The sequence below is a fragment of the Leptothoe sp. EHU-05/26/07-4 genome, assembly GCF_043421015.1.
GTDB lineage: Bacteria > Cyanobacteriota > Cyanobacteriia > Phormidesmidales > Phormidesmidaceae > Leptothoe > Leptothoe turfae.
This window is the reverse complement of record NZ_JAXSQV010000002.1, coordinates 949,379-971,673: the sequence shown is the minus strand read 5'-3', so window position 1 is coordinate 971,673 and position 22,295 is coordinate 949,379. Positions and strand designations below refer to the sequence as shown.

The following is a 22,295-nucleotide window of genomic DNA, read 5'->3' as shown; positions in this document are numbered from 1 at the left end:
CGAGAGCCTACTTTCGGGGAAACCCCAATTTGCCTAACAGAGATAACTTAATTACTCCTAAAGGGGGAGTTAGGCCCCACTTTAGGCTACCGTGTATACATAAGTTGGAGAGTTGCTCACAGTTTCGAGCCCACTCTCCGAGAAGGGCAAAGTGAAGCTCAAACCCACGTTGGGTTCAAAACCCAACGCTAATTGAGGGCTGTCCACTAACGGGACAAGATTGGCTGGGCAGCTCTATATCTAGAGCTTCTAGGGATTCTTTAACCGCTTGAGCGGTTTTGAGCCAGTTAGCCTTGCGACTTTGAGTCCAAGGCGGGTTAATGCTTCCTTGCCAGGTGCAAGATCTCAGTATTATCAATTGTGATAACTGTGTTTCCTGAGTTGTCGGCATAGAGCAAAACCAGCTGTTTGGGGTGCCAGGGCATAAAATTTAAATCATGCAATTGCTCTTTAACAAATTCTAATCATTCGTTTGCAACAGGTCCTGCAAATACTGAATGGCTTCTGTCGGAGATAACAGAACAAATTCTCCATCGCGGAGTAATTCATACTGTCCCCCACGATAACCGTGGGCGGTAATGAGTTTTTTCTCAACTGCTTGGGTCGCTAAATTATGCAGCTGATTAACACTAATTGTTTCGAGTTCTAGGTTCATCTTATTTTTTAAGGCCTCAAAATCAGGTTCGGCTGGCTGGTCCGCATTGGGTTCGGAAACGTCACTCATGACAATTTATTTGACGACGACTCTGGGGCTATTAAACCAATTAAAGGTGCTGCTGTTAGGATCAGTATCAACACCTAATAGGCTATCAGCCCCATCAACCTGTAGACGAACAAGATAGTCGCCAGGTTTCACGCCGCTAATGGAAATTGTCAAACTGTCGGTATCTGCTGCGCGGGGAGATGCGGTAAAGAGGTAGGTGACTGGGGCATCTGTGGACCACTCATTAAGGGCAAGCACTACATGCTGTTGAGCACCGACAGGTAGATAGGTGGAGATTTGTAAAATCCCCGTCCGTGGATCGTCGTCAACGCCTTCTATATCAACAACTTTTATCGATGTTACGGTGGGACGCAGAACAAAAGGTAACGCATTGGAATTGATCAGTACAGATTGATTAACGATTTTTGAGGAATGTTGCGATTGTTGTTGACCTCCATAGTGAATCACCTGTGCAGACTGAATGCCTGCCCGTAAAGATAAGCGGGGGGCGTCTGTAAGCGACACGTTGATTTCATTGTCGGTGATTGAGTTTGGGACAATCTCAGCATCACCAACTTTGATTTGAGTATTGGGTCCTTGCAGCAGCTTCCCTAAAATTCGCAGGGGAGTTTTTTCATCAATGGGGGACAGAGGGCCTGATTGGGCAATTACTTTCTCAATTACTGGTTGATGGGGAAATGGAACCATCCCACCAAAGTAACGCTCTCGCACTGGCAGGGCTTTCTGGGTCGATATTTCACCATCAATGACAACAGCCATGACTTTATAAACCAGAGACAATGAATAGGGTGCCTGAAAAAATGTTGACCAAATTTTAGACAGCTCATCCATATCCATGGGCACTGGATTGATGTTGATTTGTTGCGTCTGGGTGGTTAAATCTGAATTGGCTAAGAACGCCGAGTCTACAATTGCGGTGTCAATCATATCGGCGGTGAGCACAGTTTTATCGCTCAGAGTGCGCACTACACTCCCCAACAACCGCTGGGGTTCTAATTCTGTATCATTACCATAGGCGCTCAACATATAGTAAAGATCCAGAGAGGAGTGGCGTCGAATGGGGCCTTTTTTAGAGCGAAATGTGGCAGTATCACCATTGCGCAGAGCATTATTGTGGGCGACCTGATATAGAAACAAGTTGATGCCTGACTCAGGGGTGCTGCTGCCAATGCTGTTGGGCTTTAGGGTGGTAACTCGAGCTCCGTCTACATCACGCTGAATCGCGCCCTGAAGCAACCGCTGTAGTGTAGCGGTGACAGTTGCGATCGCAAGATGATTACTCATTCAGCCATGTATGAAAACGTCTGCTATAGAAGTGCCCAGTTAACGATTGAATTCAACATTGTTTGATAAATACTAGCGTCTACTGCCATTGGGCAATCTGGATAAACCATTATTCCATCCGTAATTTTGGATAGTTCAAACGTAGTAATGGGAACTAAATATACGTAATTTGATTTTTATTGATATTGCATGGGGATTCTGGGGAAAACAGTATTCTAGGAGTCAATCCACTCACATTGTTGTTGCCGATTTATACTTTGACCACATCCAGAACATTCGTTTTTGTAGAAGAAGCAATCGATTTTAGCTTGGATATGGTTAAGAGACGATTTAGCCTGTTATCACTGCCCTTTGCGGATAACAGATTAAAACTTAATTAGCAACACTTATATTTTTATCTTCCTGTTAGACGAGGAGAACGTCCTCTCTCTACGGAAAAACACAGATACTACAGCTCAAACTGGATGGAGAATAACTAGTATGGCCTTAGACTACTTTGCGCCAGGGGTCTACGTCGAAGAGGTAGACCGAGGTAGTCGCCCCATTGAGGGCGTCAGCATGAGTGTTGCCGGATTTATCGGCTTTACCGAAGACGTACGAGGAGACGCTGAACTGTTTGAGCCCATGATGGTTACCAACTGGGCTCAATACTTAGAATTTTTTAGCAAGCCAGGCTCCGATGGGTTCACTGATTTTGGCGCTTACCTTCCCTTTGCTGTACAGGGTTGGTTTTTGAATGGTGGCGGTCGCTGTTGGGTGGTAAGTGTTGGCACTAAGCTACCGGGCACGCCTAAACCTGCTGCATCTGAGAATGCAACCAAACTGATCACCTCCAGTGGTAAACCTTCTCTTTCCTTCTATCTAAAAGCCTCTGAATCTGAGGAAGAAGGCACCTTGGCGCTTCCATCCAGTGCGGGTCGATTAACTGTCAGTGTTCTAGATGGAGGACCTAAGCCTTTACCTGACGATGCCGATGAGGATGCGGAACCCCCCATTAATAATGGTGAGTACTTCACAGTCATCGTCAGACAAGGGGATGAAATCTTAGAGCAGTACGATCACCTGAGCATGAATCCAGAGGTGGCCTCCGATGTTGCTGACTATGCTGTCACGATGCTAGAGCCCTCTGAGTATATTGTGGTTGAGAACATCTCACAATCTGGCCAGGCTCTTTCTCGCCGACCGGCTAATGGCTCCTATGAGATCGCACCTCCCCCCTATGTCGGCAAGCCAGAGCGCTTTAATCGCGATCTTCAAGGCAACCGCGACGATCGTACTGGCATTCAAGGTCTGTATGAGATTGATGAAGTCTCTATGGTGGCTTGTCCAGACCTATTGTTAGCCTACGAGAAAGGTCTGATTGATCTCGATCAGGTGCACGGTGTCATGGAAATGATGCTTAGCATGTGTGAGAATTCATTCCCCGGCCCCGCTTATCGCATGGCCATTATCGATCCACCGCCGGTAAAACCAGGCAAAAGCATGGATCCCGTAGAACCCAGTCGTCAGCGTCCGGCAGATGCGGCTAAGTGGTTGACCACATTCAATCGTCGCTCTATGTTTGGGGCCACCTACTATCCCTGGATCAAGGTGGCTGACCCCCGCAACGGCGGTCGTCCTAAACTGGTTCCCCCATCTGGTCACATGATGGGCATCTGGTGCCGTACTGACGAGTCTCGCGGTGTGTTTAAGGCACCTGCCAACGAAACACCCCGGGGTGTTATTGGCCTGGCTTACGAGACAAATATGCGTGAGCAAGAACTGCTGAATCCTTTGGGTGTAAACTGCATTCGTAACTTCTCCAGCTACAATCGTGGCTTAAAAGTTTGGGGTGCTCGTACCCTGGTTGAACCTGACAATGTTCAGTGGCGTTACATCAGCGTCCGGCGACTGTTGAGCTACATTGAAAAGTCCATTGAAATTGGCACCCAGTGGGTTGTCTTTGAACCTAACGATCCTGATCTTTGGGCTCGTGTGAGTCGCACGGTCAGTAACTTCCTAGAACGGCTATGGCGCGAGGGAGCCTTGTTTGGTACATCTCCAGCAGAAGCCTTCTATGTGAAGTGTGATGGTGAGCTGAATACCCACGACACCATTATGTTGGGCCGCTTATATGTTGAAGTGGGTGTCTGCCCTGTACGCCCGGCAGAATTTGTCATCTTCCGTATCAGCCAGTGGGCACCTAATCAATAAGGGATATCAATCAAGGATGTAGAGGCGTTCCATGGAGTGCCTCTACGTCATCCCCCCTCCGAAAAAGAGAGGGGTTTTGGTCAACGTTTTCAGAATTTTAAGGAGATAACCCCATGGCTGATCTCAATAAGCCAATAGCCCCAAGTAGTTTTTATCTGGAACTTGCCGGAGTTTGTGAAGGGGAAAAGTCTGTTTTCAAGAGTGTCAATATTCCTGACTATTCTCCTAAGGTCCAGGGTGGACAGCAGGCTGTTGGCACCACCAAGGGTGGTAAAACCTTGTGGCAAGTAAACTCAGCGGGTTTTGAAGGACTGTTTACCTTTGACTGTGTCTGCATTGCCAGCGGCGATGGTGACAGTACCAGCAAAAAGCTCTACGAGTGGTTTGAGAACTGTTTACCTTCTTCCAATGGCGGCAAGAGTAAATGGGGCGACAACAAAAAAGAAGGTAGCATTACTGCCTACGATACCGATGGCAATGAGGTAGCTAAATGGCAATTTGTTGAGGCATGGCCTTCTAAATATAAGTGTGCCGATCTCGATGTAACGGCGGATGCTTACATCGAAGAGACCTATACCATTACCTGCGAAAAGTTTAACCGCACCATGTAGTTTGACCTTTAGGTCAGTCAAGAGAACAGTCAAGAGAACATAGTCATGGTCCAATATTTAACCAATTCAAAATTCTATTTCGAGATTGATGGCGTAACAGCTTTGTCAATCAAAAACTGTACTGGGCCTGAGATTGAGTTAGAAGTGGCTGGTGGAGATTCAGCCATTGGTGTGACTAAAGATGCCAAAACTCAAACCCAGGCAACGATTGGCGGTGTGAAGTACAACAGTACCGTTACCCTGACCTATGTAGCGGGTAACGAATCTGATCAGAAGAAGTTATCAGATTGGTATAACGATTGCCACCCAGACACCTATTCGGGGGGTGGTTCCAAGGCGATGGATAGTCGCAAAACGGGTTCGCTAGTGGTCTATGACCCGAATGGGAAAGAGGCCATGCGCTATAACTTTATCGATCTATTTCCAGGCAGTAAGAAACAGATTGGCAGCCTTGCCGTTGATAGTGGTGGCAACTTAGCGGAAGACACACTAGAGTTGTACTTTACTCAAGTTACTCGAAACAAATAGTGTAACTAATGACATTTCCAGAGATTTTAACTAAAGCTCGTTTTTATCTGGAACTTAGGCTGGACGGTAGTGTTGATTCAACCGATGGTTACTTCATGGAATGTAGTGGTTTTGCGCGATCGCAAGATGTCATCGAAATCTGTGAAGTAACCCCCCAGGTTTGGGGGAAACAGGGAAAAAGCCGTGGGCACATTGTTCGATCTAAAATTCCAGGAAACAGCTCCTATACCAACATCACAATCAAACGAGGTTTGACCATTTCCACAGCCTTTTGGGAGTGGATGGATACCATTGGTGAGGGTAATTGGATTGACCAGCGTCGCAACGGTGCTCTTTGCATCTATGATCAAGCGGGGGATGAACAATTTCGTTTTGAATTCACTGGAGCTTGGCCCGTCAGCTATAAAATCTCTGATTTAGATGTTAAAGGAGCTGACTACAACATTGAAGAAGTAGAAATTGTTGTCGAATCGCTCAAACGCGTCTGTAACTGAGAAAGAGAATTATGACAGCCATTCAACTCAGCAACAATTTAGGGTTAGCACCACCCAAAACTAAGCCCTCTATTCAACCCATTGATCCGTTGCCGCCCAAAACCATCGCTTCAGATTTTCAACCAGAAGCACCCAGTCATGGCTCCTCTGGTATACAAACTGAGTTTATGTTCAGGCTGCCAACGGGCTATCTGGATGCGGCTGGTCAAGTGCATCAACACGGCACCATGCGATTGGCCCGCACCATTGATGAGATTGAACCCATGTCTGATCCAAGGGTTCAGATGAATCCAGCCTATGCCACGGTGATTATTTTGGCACGGGTTATTCTATCGTTGGGCACCTTACCTGAGGTCAGTCCCACCGTCATTGAGGGCTTATTTGCCGGAGACTTAAATTATCTACAGAACTTTTATAGAAACATCAATCGCCTAACGGGGTAAATACGTTATGACTAATTTAGATTCTATGGCTGGGGCTGAACGCACAACTGTTTTGCCGCCCAGTAGCGATATTTCTAACCCAGCAGCGTTTGTGGCACCCGCCATTGTGCAGAGTGATCATACGCTGGAAGTAAAACGAATGATGGCTCAGGTAGCTGAGAAGCTAGCCCATAATCCCCTAGCGATGCAACAATTTTGCGATCGCATCCACCAACTCCTGTGTGACGACATGAAATTACAACAGGAACGGTCTTGCAGGAGATAAAATGGCCACTACATCAAGCAGCAGCTCTGAGAGTTCTACCGCAGCTAACTATGTCACCAGTAATCGATTTTATGTGGAGATCGAAAGCAAAATCACAGCCTGTTTTACAGAATGTGGTGGACTTGGCGTGCAGGTCAAAAAAGAAACCGTCGCGGAAGGAGGCCTAAATGACCAGCAGCGAATTTTGTTGGGTACACCTGAATTTTCGGATGTCACGCTAAAGCGGGGTATAAGTGGCGATCAAGTCTTTTGGGACTGGCTTAATACACTGTTTCAACCGCGCACGTCAGGCACTGCCCTCCAACAGTATCGCCGCAACATCAATATCTTAATTTTCAATCAAGCGGGACAAACCCAACAATGTTGGACTTTGATTGGTGCTGTTCCTGTGGGGTGGCAGGCACCTTCTCTACAGGCAGAGGGTAGTGCCGTTGCCATCGAGGAACTTACGCTAGCGTATGAAGGTTTGAATGTCACCTTTGGCAGTGGTGGCGGTGGGGCCACAATGCTAACAAAACGCTCTGATACTGGCTACTTTGAGAGTAAGTAATCGATGGCAAGACAGCTGGGGCATACGTCTCCCTTAGGCGCATTTCGTAACCTGGGCAGCGGGGTACAGCGACATTCGTTGGGGACGTCATCGTTAGCGATCTTAGATCTTAAAACGTTTTATCCCCATGGGTTTCCTGCCGTTACCTCTGACGGAACAGATCATGCATCGCAATCCAGTATCACAGATAATACAGTTGCGCGTAGTGTAGACACGCCAGTACTTTCAGCTCACCATGCAAAATCGCGCGTTAAGGGAGAAAATACACCTAGTTCCGTCGAGCAGACTCCCTCTTTTCGTAGCCGTTTGCAGCGTTACTTTTCGCCAGAGGTAGAAGGTTGTTCTGATGCGATCGCACATCCCTCCCCGCATCCCTCGCCTCATCTCTCCCCTCATCAGTCTACTGTCCAAGCATCTCCAACCCATGCATCTACATCAAATTTTCAGGCTGCTCACAAAATAACAGATGGTGACCCTTCTGATACCCATGAGGTCTCCGCGACAATTGAGGCTCAGACCATACAACGGTTAACGGATGAGAATACTCGCAACACTACATCCAATCATCCCCAAGTATCCCCTACTAATAGTCCTCAATCTGTTCCGGAACCACATCTACCAACATCCGCTCAACAGTCTCCCATTGGCCTAGGCTCAACCGATATTAACCAATCCGTTCAGAGTCTCCGTGAATCGTCTCCAATTCAACAATCGACTAACCAGGATAATCCAAAGATTGGGCAATCTACCGACGTAAAAACTCAAGCTGGGTTAGGGTTGAAACCCCAAGAATCTTTAGATCTGTCTCTAACTGCTGAGTCAGGCTCAACTCTAGGTTCAAATACAGTTGATTCATCCACTACTATCCCTAAGGCATCAAAAGAAACTGCCCCCAGCAGTTTACAGAGGGCTGCAGATACGGTCAACAATAATAAGCAAAATGCGGTTGCCCAGCCGCCACCTATGGGACTGGGCTCAACTGATATTCACCAATCCATTCAGAGTCTGCGAGAATTATCTTCTCCGATTCAACGAGCTACTCAGCATCACCCAACTATTGGACAGTCTGCGGACGTAGCCACTCAATCAAGCTTAGAGTATACAAAACCCACAACTTCAAATCCGTCTCCCACTATTGAGATAGGGCCAACTTTAGGAACACGTGCAACTGACTCGCCTGTTCAACGATGTGATGAGTCGCAGCAGCCACCTGGCCATTTATCCTCCTCTGGTGAAACGAGTATTGCCCATGATGACATTCAACTAGCGTCCAATCAGCAACCGACAGCCCCCAATGGATTATCGGCCCTTCTTGAAACTCAGGAGATTGCCTTAGACCAGGCTAAAGTATCGTCTCATTCGAATTCAGATAGCCCAGATATAATTCAAAGAAAAGTTGATCTGTTATCTAAACAAACAATCAATGCTGGTGATAACAGTTCACAAGCAGAGCTAACTCAGGTAGAAACTCTAGATCTGAAATCAGATAATTCTAATCAATCATTCGACTGCACAGCGACACCTGAGACATTATCTTCCACAATAGATCCTATTCAACGGACTATAGCTGGATCTGATATCGGTGATCAGGGTATCCAATCACCCGCGCAGAGACCAACTCCAGTCAGTCAGGATTTTGCTATATCAGAGCCATCAGCGACCGATCAGATAGCTGCTCATTCTGAAATTCAAAGGTCACCTAATTTTAGTGATATAGATAACTCTTCAAACCATCAACTATCTGGATCGCAAGAGTCTCTCAGTCATGCGTCAGCGGCTGACTCAATTGATGCACTGAGCACTGAGAAATCTGTTACTGATGCACCCAAACTGATTCAACGTGTAGCTGAACCATCTCAGACAATAGAAGGCTCCCATGACTCCAGCCCAGTAGATACAGGTCAGCCGTCTGCAAGTAATCTGTCAGAAACATTATTCAATTATCCCCATCCAACCCCGTCCATACCTAAGGATATTTCTAGGAAAAAAGCTAACCATTATTCAGACCCCGTTCGGCTGAGCGGTTCGGCTAAGCTCACCGTCGAAGCCTCACATCGAAGCCAATCCCCCAATTCTGAGGGCTTTGAGTCTTATCCCTCTGAGAATCTGGGAGACCCTATTATGCCTAGTCGGGATAATAGCATTGCTTCCATAAAAGGGGAGAATTCCAGCCAGTATAGCCTTTTCGAGAAAATATCTAACCAGGTTGACCCCATTCAACGAGTCGCTGGAACACCTCAGTCCTCAGGCTCGGACTCAGTTGTGAGTGAAATTAGTCAGACAGACAGCCCCCAATTATCGGCTAATCGTCGTTCTGAAACTGAGACTCTTCAGAATTCAGGTAATGATCAATCCGGTGATAATTTGGAGGCACCAGTTCAACGATCAGCGGATTTAATTCAGTCAACTAGGGAGTCTAACAAATCAGCGCAAGTAGACACAGACCGGTCTATTGACTTTGACCAAACGGACGCAACTCAGCTATCGGCTAATAATCTTGCCGAAACGGACGCAACTCAGCTATCGGCTAATAATCTTGCCGAAACTGAGACTAGTCAGAATTCAGGTAATGATCAATCCGGTGATAATTTGGAAGCAACAGTTCAACGATCAGCGGATTTAATTCAGTCAACTAGGGAGTCTAACAAATCAGCGCAAGTAGATACAACTCAGCCTATTGAATTTGGCCAAACGGACGCAACTCAGCTATCGGCTAATAACCTTGCCGAAACTGAGACTAGTCAGAATTTGGGCCATAGTCAATCTGTTGCTAACTCAGAAGAATCAGTTCAACGGAGAGTTGATTTATCAGGGTCACCCAAGGTCTCTAATGATTCAGGACCAGTAGAAACAACGCAGGTGGTTGGGGATGCGATCGCACACAAATCAAATAATCACTCTAATACGTTACCGACAGCGAATATTCATAGCACTCTCCAGCGAGCAACAGACATAGCAGAGAGTCCACAGACTATCGAACCAGATAAATCTCCTTCAGTTCAACAGTTACATTCTGAATTAACCACAACTGATATTACCTATAGTCAAGCCGATACACTAATCTCCCGCGCTTCTAACCAACCAACTGTTTCTCAACAACCCCCTAGCAACAATCCTTCCGAGGCTTCATTGCCTGATGTCTCAATCTCGAGTCAATCCCTTTCCCACCAAACTGAATCAATTCAACGGGTAACCGAATCCAAGTCGCCATTCAACTCAGTTTCTGACAAATTGGGTTCAGCTAATGTGGCTCAACCGTTGCCCAATGACCCTCAGACAAATGAGTTTTCAAGCGACATTCAATCTATCTCTAATTCAGTCAAGTCAAGTCAGCGGGCAGCTGAATCGATTGAATTAACTCCATTAGTGTCTCACGAATCACATCAGATAAACCCAACTCAACTATCTGATACTAAAGGTGCCAGTGCTTCCTTCACTCCAGAAGTACCACTTAAGGACTCATCTATTCAGTGCTTTTCAGAGGCATCTAATACTGAATCCCAATCTTTTGACTCAAATGAAATCCTTCCCCAAAGAGATTTTTCGACTGAGAACAAGATTCAATCAAAAGATGAGTCGCAGCCGTCTATCTCGATGCAGCGAGCTGTAAACCCTAGTAAGATTACATCAGCGCCATCAACTGATTCCAACCAACAGGAAAATCTTCAGTCCTCTGCTGCTCCAGATGGGATTCAAGCCGCAAATCAGTTGGCATTCGCCGCCAATCCACTAACCTCTTCCCCTGAAATCCAGACTGCATTAGACCAGACTGAAATATCACCCCAGGCGAATTTGTCTCCAACGGCCTCAGCCCCAATCCAACGACAGCCCAGCGATTTGTCTGGCGTGCCAGACAATATTGAGGATTCACCATCTATATATTCACAGATAGAACTGTCCCTATCTAATCAGCAGGATCCGACACTATCTAATCAGCAAGATCCCACATTTAACAGGCCAGCATTAGATCTTGGGACTCCAGCAATACCACCTGAGTCAATGGGTTCTGTTCAGCGTTCTATGATAGAGCCTATACAAAGTAAGAACGTTGCTGATCAGATATCTCCTCAAGACCAAACTGCAGTCAGTCAAGCATCAGTCACACCAGATCTTCCAACAATAGCTCAAAATACTTCCCATAGTCAGGTTCAAAGGTCTCTAAGTTCAAGCGATGTAGGCAATAATTCTATAGCTGTTCAATTGCCATTATCTCAACTGTCTTCTCAGCAGTCAGCAGAGACTGAATTCAATCATAAGAGTGATACTCAAGATACGTCTACCTCAGCTGAACCTGTTCAACATACTACTGTTGAGCCAACAGTAGCAACCTCAATTGAGGCCGATAGAGTGTCTCCTGACAATTTTCCAGACATTCAGGTTAACGAATCAAGCAATGTTCAACACGTTGCCACCTCAGCAGGATCAATTCAATGTGCGGATGAACCACGTCAAACAATCACATCAGCCCCGATCCCAACAGACATCGCTCACCCTCATCATGCGCCTGAGGTCAAGACTACTATTCAGAAATCGAGTACTGGTCAATCCGTTGTTGGCCTAACATCTGGCCCAACATCTGATCCAACATCTGGCCCAACAGAGATGGTTCAACGTGCCACTAATTTAAACCAGGCCACCGCATCAGGTTCTCATCAGTCAAACCAAACAGATGTAGCCATTCCTGACAGCTTGAAAGCGGCCCAGGATATTCCAGAATCGAGTGATGAGCGTCCCATTTCTAGTGCACCAACCTCAATCCAACGTACTATTTCCCCTCAATTAACTTCATCCGTTTCTCCTGAGCTAACCCAATCTTCTGATGATTGCTCGAAAGAAACTCAAGTCAACGTATTGAAAGACCTTCAAGCTGCTACATCTAGTTTGGAAGTGCCGGTCCAACGTGTATATGAGTCAGTTCACTTAGCATCACCAGGCTCAATTGAAACGGACATATCTTGTCCTCAGAAAGCAGAGCAGATCATTCAAGAAGTAAGTGATGTACACTCCATTTCTGACTCAATCAATCCGATTCAATGCACTAACGAAGTCACACAAACTACCACATCCATTTCTCCTGATGAGATAACCCAATCTTCCAACAAATTATCAGGCGAAGCTCAGACTCAGAATTTAAAGGATGTTCAATCCATTTCTCACTCAGCAACGTCTGTTCAGCGTGCAACCGAGTCAAGTCAGCCCACCGCATTAGATGTCTATAAACCTAGCCAAGAAAATATAGCACCCCCTGATCGCTCATCAATAGATCAGATTATCCAAGAACAAAACCATGAGCAAGCCATTTCTGGGCCAACAGAATCAATCCAACGAGTCCCTGACTCAACACAGCCGAGTGAATCAATTCCCTATGGTCTGTCTCAATCTTTTGATGACTCATCAGAAGAGAATCAAGTTAGCAAATTAAATAACGTTCAACCTATTGCTACGTCAGCCATTTCGATTCAACACGTAACTGAGGCAAGTCAAACAACATCAACCTTAAACTCAACGGATACAGATCATCCCGATAGGTTAACGGAAAGCCAGACGATTCAGAAATCAAGTCATGGACAATCTGATGTCACCTCAACAGGCTCAGTTCAACGTACTACTGATCTAACACAGCCTACTGCGTCAGATCCCGATGTCTTAAACCAAACGGATGCAGCATCTCTTAAGGGCTGGTCAGAAACTCAGATTAATGAACTACATGATGCTGCGCTAGGCTCTGACGCAACGCCATCGGTTCAACGCGTGCCTAAGCCAGGTCAGCTAACTGACAGTTCTCCATCTCGGACGAGGTCGGTTAATAATGTAACCAATATCCAAGAACCAACGACGCGGCATTCTGATAGCGCAAACAGTCCAACGCCTGATTCACCTATACAGCGTCAAGTTGCCAATTTCAACCGGTCTGAAGTAAGCAAATCAGCCACATTACCATTGAACCAGACACCGTTAGAAAACAGTCAGCGGTCCAATCATCCTAACGGAAGCAACTTGTCTGCAATAAGTGGCCAGCCACCTGTTCTACAGCCATCGCAAGAGAATAAGAAGCATGGCCTAGCTAACAACACACTATCTGAATCCAAACAGACTCCCATAGAACCAACTACAGTCCAACGGGACGTGATTAGTGATTCTGTGGCTGAGCAGATTACTCAGTTTGGGACATCAAACAATTCTTCGATGCAGTTAGGTGATACTCAAATTCAGTCGCCTGAGTCTGGTAGAGGAGAATTTGCAAGCTTGAAATCTACTGGACAACGTTCGTCGAATATCGCCTTCGATTCCCCAAAGTTACAACGTTCTTCAGAGACAAAAGACAAGTCAGCGACATCTATATCCACGAGTATCACTTCAACTCATAAAGATGTCTTAACCCCTTCTAGACAGAAACAATCGCTAGCGGTACTCAGATCGCTAAGCGTGTTGGAACCATTGCCATCGTTACACGGTAAAACATCTCAAACATCCCTGAAAGGTAACTCTACTGCCTCAGAGTTACCCTCATCAAGCTCCACAATTCAACGCCAGACAATCAACGATATTCCTGGTGAGTGGTCTAATCTAGAATCATTAGTTGCAGACCTGACCAACAGTCACCCACAGAACTCCCCTGCCTTTGATCAACCTACAAATACAGATTCAGAATCTACAACGCAACCATCAAAGACCAACTCTGACACAATTCAGCGCCAGGTCTCTAACGTTAACAATGGTTCTAGTCAACAGCAACATGCTATTACCAATATCCCTGGCAATGGGTCTAATTTAGAAAATTTAGTGACACCTGTACAGCGTAAATTGTCAGGTCATCAGTCTACGAAAAAAGCATCTTCTCAACAGTCTAGCCCCACTGCTAGAAAATCAACATCAAAACCTAGCCAAATAACGTCAGCAAGCCCCACTGTCAAACTTGCCAAGCCAGCTACAGTTACTGTTCAACACCAAGTAGCAAGCCCAGTATCTTCGACCAAGCCCACAGTTATTCAAGCTAGTCCAGACAATTCCTCTACGGTTACTGTATCAGCCGATGCACAAACCGATGATAGCCACAACTACAGCAAGTATTTAGAGATGCTAGTTCAAGAAGTTTATAGCCTATTGCGACAACGACTTTCTTTAGAACAGGAGCGTAGAGGACCTAAATACCCTAGATAAACCTCAATTAAATTTGAAAAGTTATCCGTCCGAACATTAGATCGAACCATACATTAGATCGAACCATGAGCCAATTTGTCAAAGCCAAACTCATTGCCCAAGGAGGTGGTAGCAATATCGAGTTTATGTTTAATCCAACTGAATTGAGTTTTAGTCGTAAGATGAATCTCAATTCGTCTGGTGGTGCCCGCACGGATGATGGTGTTCCTAAAATTAGCTTTGGCTCACCGGACCCCTATAGCATCACCCTTGGTGGTTTGATGTTTGACACCTATGAGACAGGCGAAAATGTACTCGACAAACACATCGAAAATTTTCGACAGGCGGTTGAATTCTTAGACAGTAAAGAACGTCCTCCTATGTATATCTTTACTTGGGGAAAACAAGAATATTTACGTTGTTTTGTTCAGTCACTTTCCTATAAGCTAACTATGTTTTTGCCTGATGGCACTCCAGTAAGGGCAACAGTGGATATAACTCTGCAAGAAATTGGTGAGACCAGTGGCTCAGGTAATACAGGCACGCCTAGCCGAGGCAGCAGTAGCCGCTAGATAAAAACGAGGGCATGAAAGTAAGTAGGAGATGGCCTTGTGCCTGGCCATTTGTTATAGAAAGGCAGATGGCAAGGGAGCAGGGGGCAATAGGAGCTTGACGTGAAAATACGTAAAAGCAATTGTTTTTTATTTTCAGAAACTGGTAATTACCTCCATGTTCTGTTGACATTACCTCTTTAAAATCAAGTTCTCTTTGTAAGAAGCTTCTTTATGGCTGCCACCAAGTTTGTCGCCACACCTACACTGAAGATCGATGGCAAAGCCGCCTCCAGTGATTTAATGGAGGATCTTTTACAAATCGTGGTGGAGGAAAGTTTACATCTGCCAGGAATGTTTACCCTGGTAATTCAGAATGATTACTACGCTGGTGAAGAAAATTATCAAGTCTGGAAACACGAGAAACTATTTGAGATTGGCAAATCGATAGAAATCGGGTTTACCTCCAGTACCACCGAGTCAGACGAATTTGACGAAGAGAACAAAGGCACGGTGATCAAAGGAGAAATCACAGCGATTGAAACCCATTTCACCAGTGAAGCCCAAGCTCCTATCATTATTCGTGGTTACGATGCTTCCCATCGCTTGCATCGAGGACGTCATAATCGTTCATTTCAAAATAAAACGGATTCTGATATTGTTAAATCCGTTGCCTCAGAAGTTGGTATTTCTACAGGGACAGTGGACTCCACCGGAGGACCCTATGGGTACGGAGATATCGGTGGTTCTAGTGGTTATGTGTTTCAGCAGAACCAGACCAATATGGAGTTTTTGCGGGAACGAGCTGTTCGCCATGGGTTTGAACTATTTGTTCAAGATGGCAAGCTCAACTTTCGTAAACCGACAAAAGACAGCACTCTGTCCCTAGAATGGCTACAGGATATCCACAGTTTTCGTGTGCGCGTAAGCAGTGCTGAGCAGGTCAAAAGTGTGGAAGTGCGGGGTTGGGATTATAGCCGAAAAGAGGTAATTTCTGAAACCATTAGTAAAGCAAAACAGGTTTTAACTGATACCGATAGTGGTGACGGTAGTAAAACTGTTAGCAGCTTTGATGGTAAACCCAAAACACCGACGTTAATCATGGTTGATCAGCCGATCTCCCAAGCTAAAGAGGCTCAAACGATGGCTCAGGCGCTCTATGACGAAGTGGGTGGAGAGTTTGTCCAGGCTGATGCTCGCAGTGAGGGCGATCCGTCAATCCGACCAGGGCGAGTGGTTAAACTCACGGGTATGGGTAACTATAGCGGCAGTTACTATATTACCGAGACCCGGCATGTGCTCCACGAGCGCATTTACATGACTGAGTTTTCGGTACGAGGACTGCGTGGTGGCGACTTGTTACAAACGTTGGAAACTAAAAATACGCTATTGCCAGGGCAGACCCTAATGGTGGGGGTTGTTGCCGATAACAAAGATCCTAAAGGGTGGGGAAGAGTCAGGGTAAAACTGCCCACTCTAACCGAAGACCACATGAGTAACTGGGCACGGGTGGTGTCTATGGGAGCAGGACCCAGCCGGGGGGTTGACTGGCTACCTGAGATTAACGACGAAGTGCTAGTTGCCTTTGAACATGGGGATATACATCGACCCTACATTTTAGGGGGAGTGTGGAACGGTAAAGATGCACCACCGGAGAAAACAGAGGAAACCATTGCCAATGGTAAGGTTCGTTTGAGAACTCTAAAAACTCGCCTAGGGCATACTTTGCAATTTGTGGAAGAAGATAAGGGTGATAGTAAAAAAGGTGTGTATTTAACCACAGTGGATAAGCATCAGCTTCACTTCAATGACACTGATAAATATATTGACCTCAAAACGAAAGACGGGCATGAGCTCAAGTTTGACGATAAGAATAAAAAGATAGAGCTTAAGACTAAGAATGGTCATCAAATTTCGATGGATGATAATGGCAAGAAGGTAGATATTATCTCCACCGGTAGCCTTAATGCGAAATCAGGCACGAGTGGTAACAGTGAGAAGATTAATATTAATGGCGGTGAAATCACGCTAACCGGAGCGACGAAGATTACGCTTAAGGTTGGTGGTAGTAAGATTGTTGTGAGTTCTACGGGGGTGGATATTTCGGGAACTCAGGTGAATATAAAGGCAAATGCAACGGCGAAAATGGAGGGCTCGATGGTGGATGTGAAGGGGAAGGCGACCGTAAATGTTCAGTGTTCGGGGATGACGAAGGTGGCAGGGAGTTTGTTGAAGTTGAATTAACTGGAGGTAAATTATGGGAATGCAAGTTGTTGCTGGAGCCATGCTCAAATGCCCTTTTGGGGTGGCACCCAGTGTCTTAAATGTCTTACCCAAAGGACCACCTGTCATGGCTTCTGGCCCTCTAGCCGCCACCATCATGGACTATGCGCCTATTGTGAATATTCCTCCCTTTGGCATGTGTACTTCCCTGGCTAATCCCACTGTGGCGAGCGCTACTGCCGCTGCCCTGGGCGTACTGACGCCCATGCCCTGTTTACCTGTTATTCCAGCTCCCTGGGTTCCAGGTTCTCCTACGGTAAATATCAATAACTTTCCAGCCCTTAACAACAGTTCTAAGTGCATGTGTACTTGGGGGGGAGTGATAACAATTATGAATCCCGGACAGTTTACGGTGCAGATTCCATAGCTATTTTTCTGCTAAAACCCCTAGTCAACTGGGCATCCTCAAGGAGTAACAAGCTCCCAGGAAAGCTATGGGTACATGATGGCAGATAATCTTCCCAAAAATTCCCAGCGGCAAGTCAAGCTTCCAGGCATTTTGGGTGGGTTAGGTCCGTTGGCCCATATTGAGTTCGAACAACGCCTGCTACACCATAGTGCGCGACGGGGAACACAGTGTGATCAGGAGCATCCTAACTGGTTGTTGTTGAGTGCTGCGTCTACGCCAGATCGGACTCAAAGTTTGGCAGGGATGGGGTCAGACTGTGTTCCTTATCTAGTGCGCAGTGCTGGTTTATTAGAAGCGATGGGTGCTGGTTTTTTAGTGGTGACCTGCAATACTGCCCATGGGTTTTATCACACGGTGCAGGCACAGTTGGATATTCCCTGGCTACATATGATGGAGGCAACAGCGGCTTACATTGCTCAGTGTTTTCCTAAGGTACGGCAGGTGGGCGTGTTGGCAACAGATGGAACGTTGCGATCGCAACTCTATACCACTAGCCTTGCTCAATATGGGATCTCTCCAATTTTGCCCCCTTTAGGTTCTCCTATTCAGCATCGTATTATGGAAGCAATTTACTCACCGGACTGGGGAATCAAAGCCACGGGTGCCTGGGTTTCAGACATTGCTCTCATCGAGCTGATCGTTGCTTCTCGCTGGCTAGCGGCTCAAGGAGCAGAACTGTTAATCGCCGGATGTACAGAAATATCCATCGGTCTTGCCCAACTCAGCCAGCTACCCATTAACTGGATTGATCCCCTGGATATCATGGCCAATCTCACCCTCGATCTTGCCTACGGAATAATTTCAGAGTCATCCACTGTGTCAGTCAAGAGTTTCCCATGATTAATATATCGTCACTGCGACTACCTCGATGGGTATCGCATCTCCTTGTTGTCACCCTGTTGATTGGTCTGGTTCAATTAGCTGCCCAGCCTGCCCTGGCTAATACCCTAAATACTCTGCGATTAGGGAGTGAAGGGACCGCTGTTGAACAGCTACAGACCCGATTGCATACCTTAGGATACTTTGAGGCAGAGATTGACGGGAGCTATAACAAATCTACTCAGCTTGCCGTTAAAGCATTTCAAAGAGACCGTAATCTACAGCCAGATGGCATCGCTGGCACTGAAACTCAGCGCCAGCTTGCAGGTACAGAAGAAGCTATCCATGCTCCCCGGACAGAGATGCCTCCTGATATTCAGCGCATTCTCGATCGCGGAAAATTAGTCGTCGCGTTACTTAGCACCGATAACACTCCCTTTTTTACAGAAGGCAACACACCAAAGGGGTTGGACATTACTATTGCCCAGGGATTAGCTGATGCCCTAGATGTTGATTTAGAGTTTAACCGCTCAGCGAATACCTTTAATGATGTTGTTGATCAGGTATATCAACTGAAGGCTGATATTGCTATTTCTAAGCTCAGTCGCACCCTCAGTCGGGCCAAACGGGTGCGATTCTCCCGCCCCTATGTCACCATGCGTCAGGGATTGTTAGTTAATCGGGTGCAGCTGGCTAAACAAACCGAAGGGAATCAGGTCATTGAAGCCATTCGTAACTTCAGCGGCAACGTGGGTGTTATTCAAGGTTCATCTTACGCTAGTTTTATTAAACAAAAGTTTCCTAAATCCACGATTCAAGAATATCCCACATGGGAGGACATTGTAGAAGCTGTCATTAATGGCGATATTCAGGCAGCTTATCGAGATGAACTTGAAGTCAAAAAAATTATTCATAAAAATCCAGACGCAGCCCTCAGGTTACAAACCATTGCCTTAAATGACACCCAAGACCAAATTGCCATGGCCTTACCTTGGGATAGTCAACATTTACAAGACTTTGTTAATCAGTATTTAGATACCTATAGTCTTGACTACACAGCTGACACCGTTCTAGAAGACTATGCCGATCATCTAGAGACCGATGAAAAAGAGTAGGGATCAACAGCTATGCGCCTCTACAAGTTCAACATCTATACGGGCTTATTATGACGATTAATCCTGCGACTAAACAACAGTTTTGGTCAAATACTCTCTCACTCAAATGGTTACGCAGTCCCTGGGCAATTCTCATTAGTGTTGCACTAGCAATCTATGTCGGTACTACACATCAAGAATTTGCCATCTTGCTAGCACCCCTCGGTAATTTTTACTTGGGGTTACTGAAGATGTGTGTTTTACCTATTCTTTTAGCCGCTATTACCACTAGCATTGGCCGACTGATGCAGAGCAGCAATGCAGCTCAATATATCAAACGTATTTTGGTAATCTTTCCTTTAGGTCTCTTGTCTGCCAGTGGCTTAACCGTTATTCTGGCGGCTATGATGGGACCTGGGCGTAATCTATCTACCAAAACACTGGAATCTCTAGGAGTCCTGGTTAATAATTCTGGCATTGATTTAGAAATGGCGTTGACAGGGCCAATTCCTGAAGAATCCTCCAGAGGGATGGCCTCATTTCTGATTAGCTTGGTGCCCGAAAATATTTTTAATGCCCTGAGCCAGGGTGAAACATTAAAGGTATTGATTTTCTCCATTATTGTCGGTATTTCATTGGGGCTGATTCGCGATCGCGTTACTGAGCCCTGTTTCGATATCTTAGAAGCCATTTATAAAACATTTAATCAACTAATTGACTGGCTGACCATGATTTTACCCCTTGGCCTCTTTAGTCTTTTAGCCTATCAGCTCTCTCAACAGGGGCTAGATGTGATGTTATCAATGATTAATTTTGTCATAGCTACCCTAGTCACGTTTTTAGTCATCTATGTTTTGAGTACGATAGTGGTCTGGCAACAATCCAAGATGTCCATCATTAAAGTGTTGTCAGCTTTACGTGAGCCGACCATCCTGGCCTTAGCGACGTCCAGCAGCTTAGCGTGTTTACCATCAGCTATTGCCCAGTTAACCGAAGCCTTAAATTTTAGTCGTCAAACTGTAAACCTGGTTACGCCTTTGTCAATTACACTTTGTCGATTTGGCTCAGTCATTTACTTTGCCTTGGGCTCAGTTTTTGTGATGCAGCTATATGACAAGCCAATAGGTCCAGTTAGCATCATGGTTGTAATTGTCGGATCTATTTTTGCCGGTATGGCAACAGCGGGGGTTACTGGCATTCTCACATTAACGATGCTGGGGATTGTGCTAGAGCCGTTACAGTTGCCGTTGGAGGCTGTCTTAGTTTTATTCGTAGCGATTGATCCCATTATGGACCCATTCCGTACTTTGGGTATTGTTCACACCGGCATTGCAACAACTGCTGTAATTGCTGATAAATCTAGCGGCAAAACTATTATCCCTGGTCTCAACTAGCGATTTCTATAGGCTTGTCGCACCTGCTGAGCATGTCTCAACAATGTCTCCAGCCGCTGACGATCGTCACCAGCGTTACCATGCTGATCAATCTCTGTTTTCAACAACTTAACCTGCTCAGATAGAGATTGTTGGCGGCTCATCACCACAGTAGCCATATCATTAAATAGTTTAGCAAGCTTACTAAACTCATCAGGTCGTGAAATAACATGGGCTAACGTCCGCGGATTAAACCGATTACGCTTAATCTCATCTGCCGCTTGATTTAGCTTATTAATGGGACGAATAATATGCAAGGCTGCGGTTAGCGCTAACAAAGAAGCAATCACTGTAATACCAATACCAATAAGTAGGGTATGTTGAGCTGTCTCTCGAATTTTGGCCATATAGTCATCTTGAGGAATGGTGACTCCAATAATCCAATCAACTCCTAAGTCTTTTAGATGATAAATATGGGCGTGCTGCGTTTGCCCGTCTAAATCAAATCTAAAGGAGTACTGCTTTTTCATCTGATTCAGATCATCGATATTCTCTAACAGATGATTGACAGTTTCTCGTACCAATTCATTTTGGCTATTGTTTGCCGCTAGACGTAGTTTTTTGTCTCCTTGCACGATAAATGGCTTCTCATTGGCAGAAATTGCAATCAAATCTCCAGATGGCTCGATGATAAATGCTTTGCCATTAGGGCTAACAAATAAGTTTTTAAGGAAGTCACTGAGCTCAAAGAGGTAAACATCTATGCCAAATACCCCCTGTAGCTGGCCATTTTGATCAAAAATGGGTGTGGCACGAGTCAGGGTAAGATCCGCCCTAGAATTGGCAATATAGACCTGACTCCAGACAGGTTCTTTGTTGAAAGCGGCTTCTTTATACCAAGTTCTAACCCGAGGATCGTAGTCGAATACTGTCAGTTGGGTTGTTGGATTAGCCTTAGTATCCACTTCATAGGCAATGCGTTGAAAATTTGTGGTTTTATCGACAAAATCCATACGAGTTGAATCATCTTGACGTTCGCTGTAAACAAACTCACCCAACTCATTGCCATAGAAAAGATTATTAGTCAGTTCATCGGACTGGGTGAACGTCCAGAGAGTTTGCCCCAACTGACGAGTATCTTGAATATTGAGATTGCCACTAGCCACCTCGGTCTCAATTACAGAAGCAATCAGCGATGGTTTGGTCAAGTAGCTGTCAACCTGTTTTTCAATATTGGCAGCAACTTCTGTACTAATTTTTCCCACTAGCTCATCTACAGCTTTCTGACCGTTACGAAAAGCCAACCCGCTCGTCAAAAGAATGCCAGACACTAAGGGGGTGACCACACACAGGGGCAAACTCCAGCGAATAGAAACAAGCTGTTTAGTCGCATTAACTCCGGTAGTTATCCCGGTGGCTAGAGAACTTTTGAATTTAGCTGTCATAGGAGTGATTGCTAGGGTTAGAGGCTTTGAATCAAGCCAAGAATCTCCTACTAACATGCCCGTAGTCGCTACAGCATCAACATAATTTG

General features: G+C 45.6%; 18 protein-coding genes. 14 read left to right on the top strand and 4 right to left on the bottom strand.

The annotated features are described in order from the left end of the window. Window positions 1–175 precede the first annotated feature (175 nt). The 3 genes from U2F10_RS05930 to U2F10_RS05920 form a co-directional block, all read right to left on the bottom strand. Entirely contained in the window at window positions 176–391 is a 216-nt protein-coding gene (locus U2F10_RS05930; protein WP_499871279.1) for a hypothetical protein, read from the bottom strand. 69 nt (window positions 392–460) lie between these two features. Continuing rightward, entirely contained in the window at window positions 461–724 is a 264-nt protein-coding gene (locus U2F10_RS05925; RefSeq protein ID WP_499057680.1) for a hypothetical protein, read from the bottom strand. A 6-nt stretch (window positions 725–730) separates the two neighbouring features. Next, the gene (locus U2F10_RS05920) at window positions 731–2,008 is read right to left on the bottom strand and encodes a Pvc16 family protein (RefSeq protein ID WP_163702945.1); all 1,278 of its coding nucleotides are present in this window, start codon (window positions 2,006–2,008) and stop codon (window positions 731–733) included. Between the two features lie 480 nt (window positions 2,009–2,488). On the opposite strand from U2F10_RS05920, the gene U2F10_RS05915 reads away from it, so the two are divergent. The 14 genes from U2F10_RS05915 to U2F10_RS05850 all read left to right on the top strand — a co-directional run bounded on the left by U2F10_RS05915 (window position 2,489) and on the right by U2F10_RS05850 (window position 20,782). Beyond that, the gene (locus tag U2F10_RS05915) at window positions 2,489–4,201 is read left to right on the top strand and encodes a phage tail sheath family protein (protein WP_163670555.1); all 1,713 of its coding nucleotides are present in this window, start codon (window positions 2,489–2,491) and stop codon (window positions 4,199–4,201) included. 113 nt (window positions 4,202–4,314) lie between these two features. After that, the gene (locus U2F10_RS05910; protein ID WP_163670557.1) at window positions 4,315–4,812 is read left to right on the top strand and encodes a phage tail protein; all 498 of its coding nucleotides are present in this window, start codon (window positions 4,315–4,317) and stop codon (window positions 4,810–4,812) included. A gap of 45 nt (window positions 4,813–4,857) precedes the next feature. Next, window positions 4,858–5,340, top strand: coding sequence for a phage tail protein (locus tag U2F10_RS05905; protein ID WP_006519850.1), 483 nt, complete (start codon window positions 4,858–4,860; stop codon window positions 5,338–5,340). 8 nt (window positions 5,341–5,348) lie between these two features. Further along, complete coding sequence (locus U2F10_RS05900; protein WP_163670559.1) at window positions 5,349–5,834, top strand: phage tail protein; 486 nt, start codon at window positions 5,349–5,351, stop codon at window positions 5,832–5,834. Between the two features lie 11 nt (window positions 5,835–5,845). Next, window positions 5,846–6,277, top strand: a complete 432-nt coding sequence (locus U2F10_RS05895; RefSeq protein WP_348918745.1) for a hypothetical protein — start codon at window positions 5,846–5,848, stop codon at window positions 6,275–6,277. A 7-nt stretch (window positions 6,278–6,284) separates the two neighbouring features. After that, window positions 6,285–6,542, top strand: a complete 258-nt coding sequence (locus U2F10_RS05890; RefSeq protein ID WP_163670561.1) for a hypothetical protein — start codon at window positions 6,285–6,287, stop codon at window positions 6,540–6,542. 1 nt (window position 6,543) lies between these two features. Further along, window positions 6,544–7,092 (top strand): phage tail protein, encoded by a 549-nt coding sequence (locus U2F10_RS05885; RefSeq protein WP_499871278.1) that lies wholly within the window; start codon window positions 6,544–6,546, stop codon window positions 7,090–7,092. A gap of 3 nt (window positions 7,093–7,095) precedes the next feature. Next, a complete protein-coding gene (locus U2F10_RS05880) occupies window positions 7,096–14,253 on the top strand; it encodes a Rad2 family DNA repair protein (RefSeq protein WP_499871277.1) in 7,158 nt (2,385 codons plus the stop codon). 65 nt (window positions 14,254–14,318) lie between these two features. Beyond that, window positions 14,319–14,804, top strand: coding sequence for a CIS tube protein (locus U2F10_RS05875; RefSeq protein WP_163670567.1), 486 nt, complete (start codon window positions 14,319–14,321; stop codon window positions 14,802–14,804). Window positions 14,805–15,017: 213 nt separating this feature from the next. Further along, window positions 15,018–17,027: a VgrG-related protein gene (locus U2F10_RS05870; protein WP_163670569.1), complete on the top strand. Its 2,010-nt coding sequence runs from the start codon at window positions 15,018–15,020 to the stop codon at window positions 17,025–17,027. A 13-nt stretch (window positions 17,028–17,040) separates the two neighbouring features. After that, window positions 17,041–17,433, top strand: coding sequence for a DUF4280 domain-containing protein (locus tag U2F10_RS05865; RefSeq protein ID WP_499871275.1), 393 nt, complete (start codon window positions 17,041–17,043; stop codon window positions 17,431–17,433). Window positions 17,434–17,508: 75 nt separating this feature from the next. After that, the gene (locus U2F10_RS05860; protein ID WP_499871273.1) at window positions 17,509–18,315 is read left to right on the top strand and encodes an aspartate/glutamate racemase family protein; all 807 of its coding nucleotides are present in this window, start codon (window positions 17,509–17,511) and stop codon (window positions 18,313–18,315) included. Beyond that, entirely contained in the window at window positions 18,312–19,409 is a 1,098-nt protein-coding gene (locus U2F10_RS05855; protein ID WP_163697104.1) for a peptidoglycan-binding protein, read from the top strand. Before U2F10_RS05860 ends, U2F10_RS05855 begins: the two co-directional genes overlap by 4 nt. Before the next feature lie 50 nt (window positions 19,410–19,459). Continuing rightward, window positions 19,460–20,782 (top strand): dicarboxylate/amino acid:cation symporter, encoded by a 1,323-nt coding sequence (locus U2F10_RS05850; RefSeq protein ID WP_163670577.1) that lies wholly within the window; start codon window positions 19,460–19,462, stop codon window positions 20,780–20,782. Here the strand turns inward: U2F10_RS05850 and U2F10_RS05845 are convergent. Further along, entirely contained in the window at window positions 20,779–22,206 is a 1,428-nt protein-coding gene (locus tag U2F10_RS05845) for a PDC sensor domain-containing protein (protein WP_163697102.1), read from the bottom strand. The genes U2F10_RS05850 and U2F10_RS05845 overlap by 4 nt on opposite strands. Window positions 22,207–22,295 lie beyond the last annotated feature (89 nt).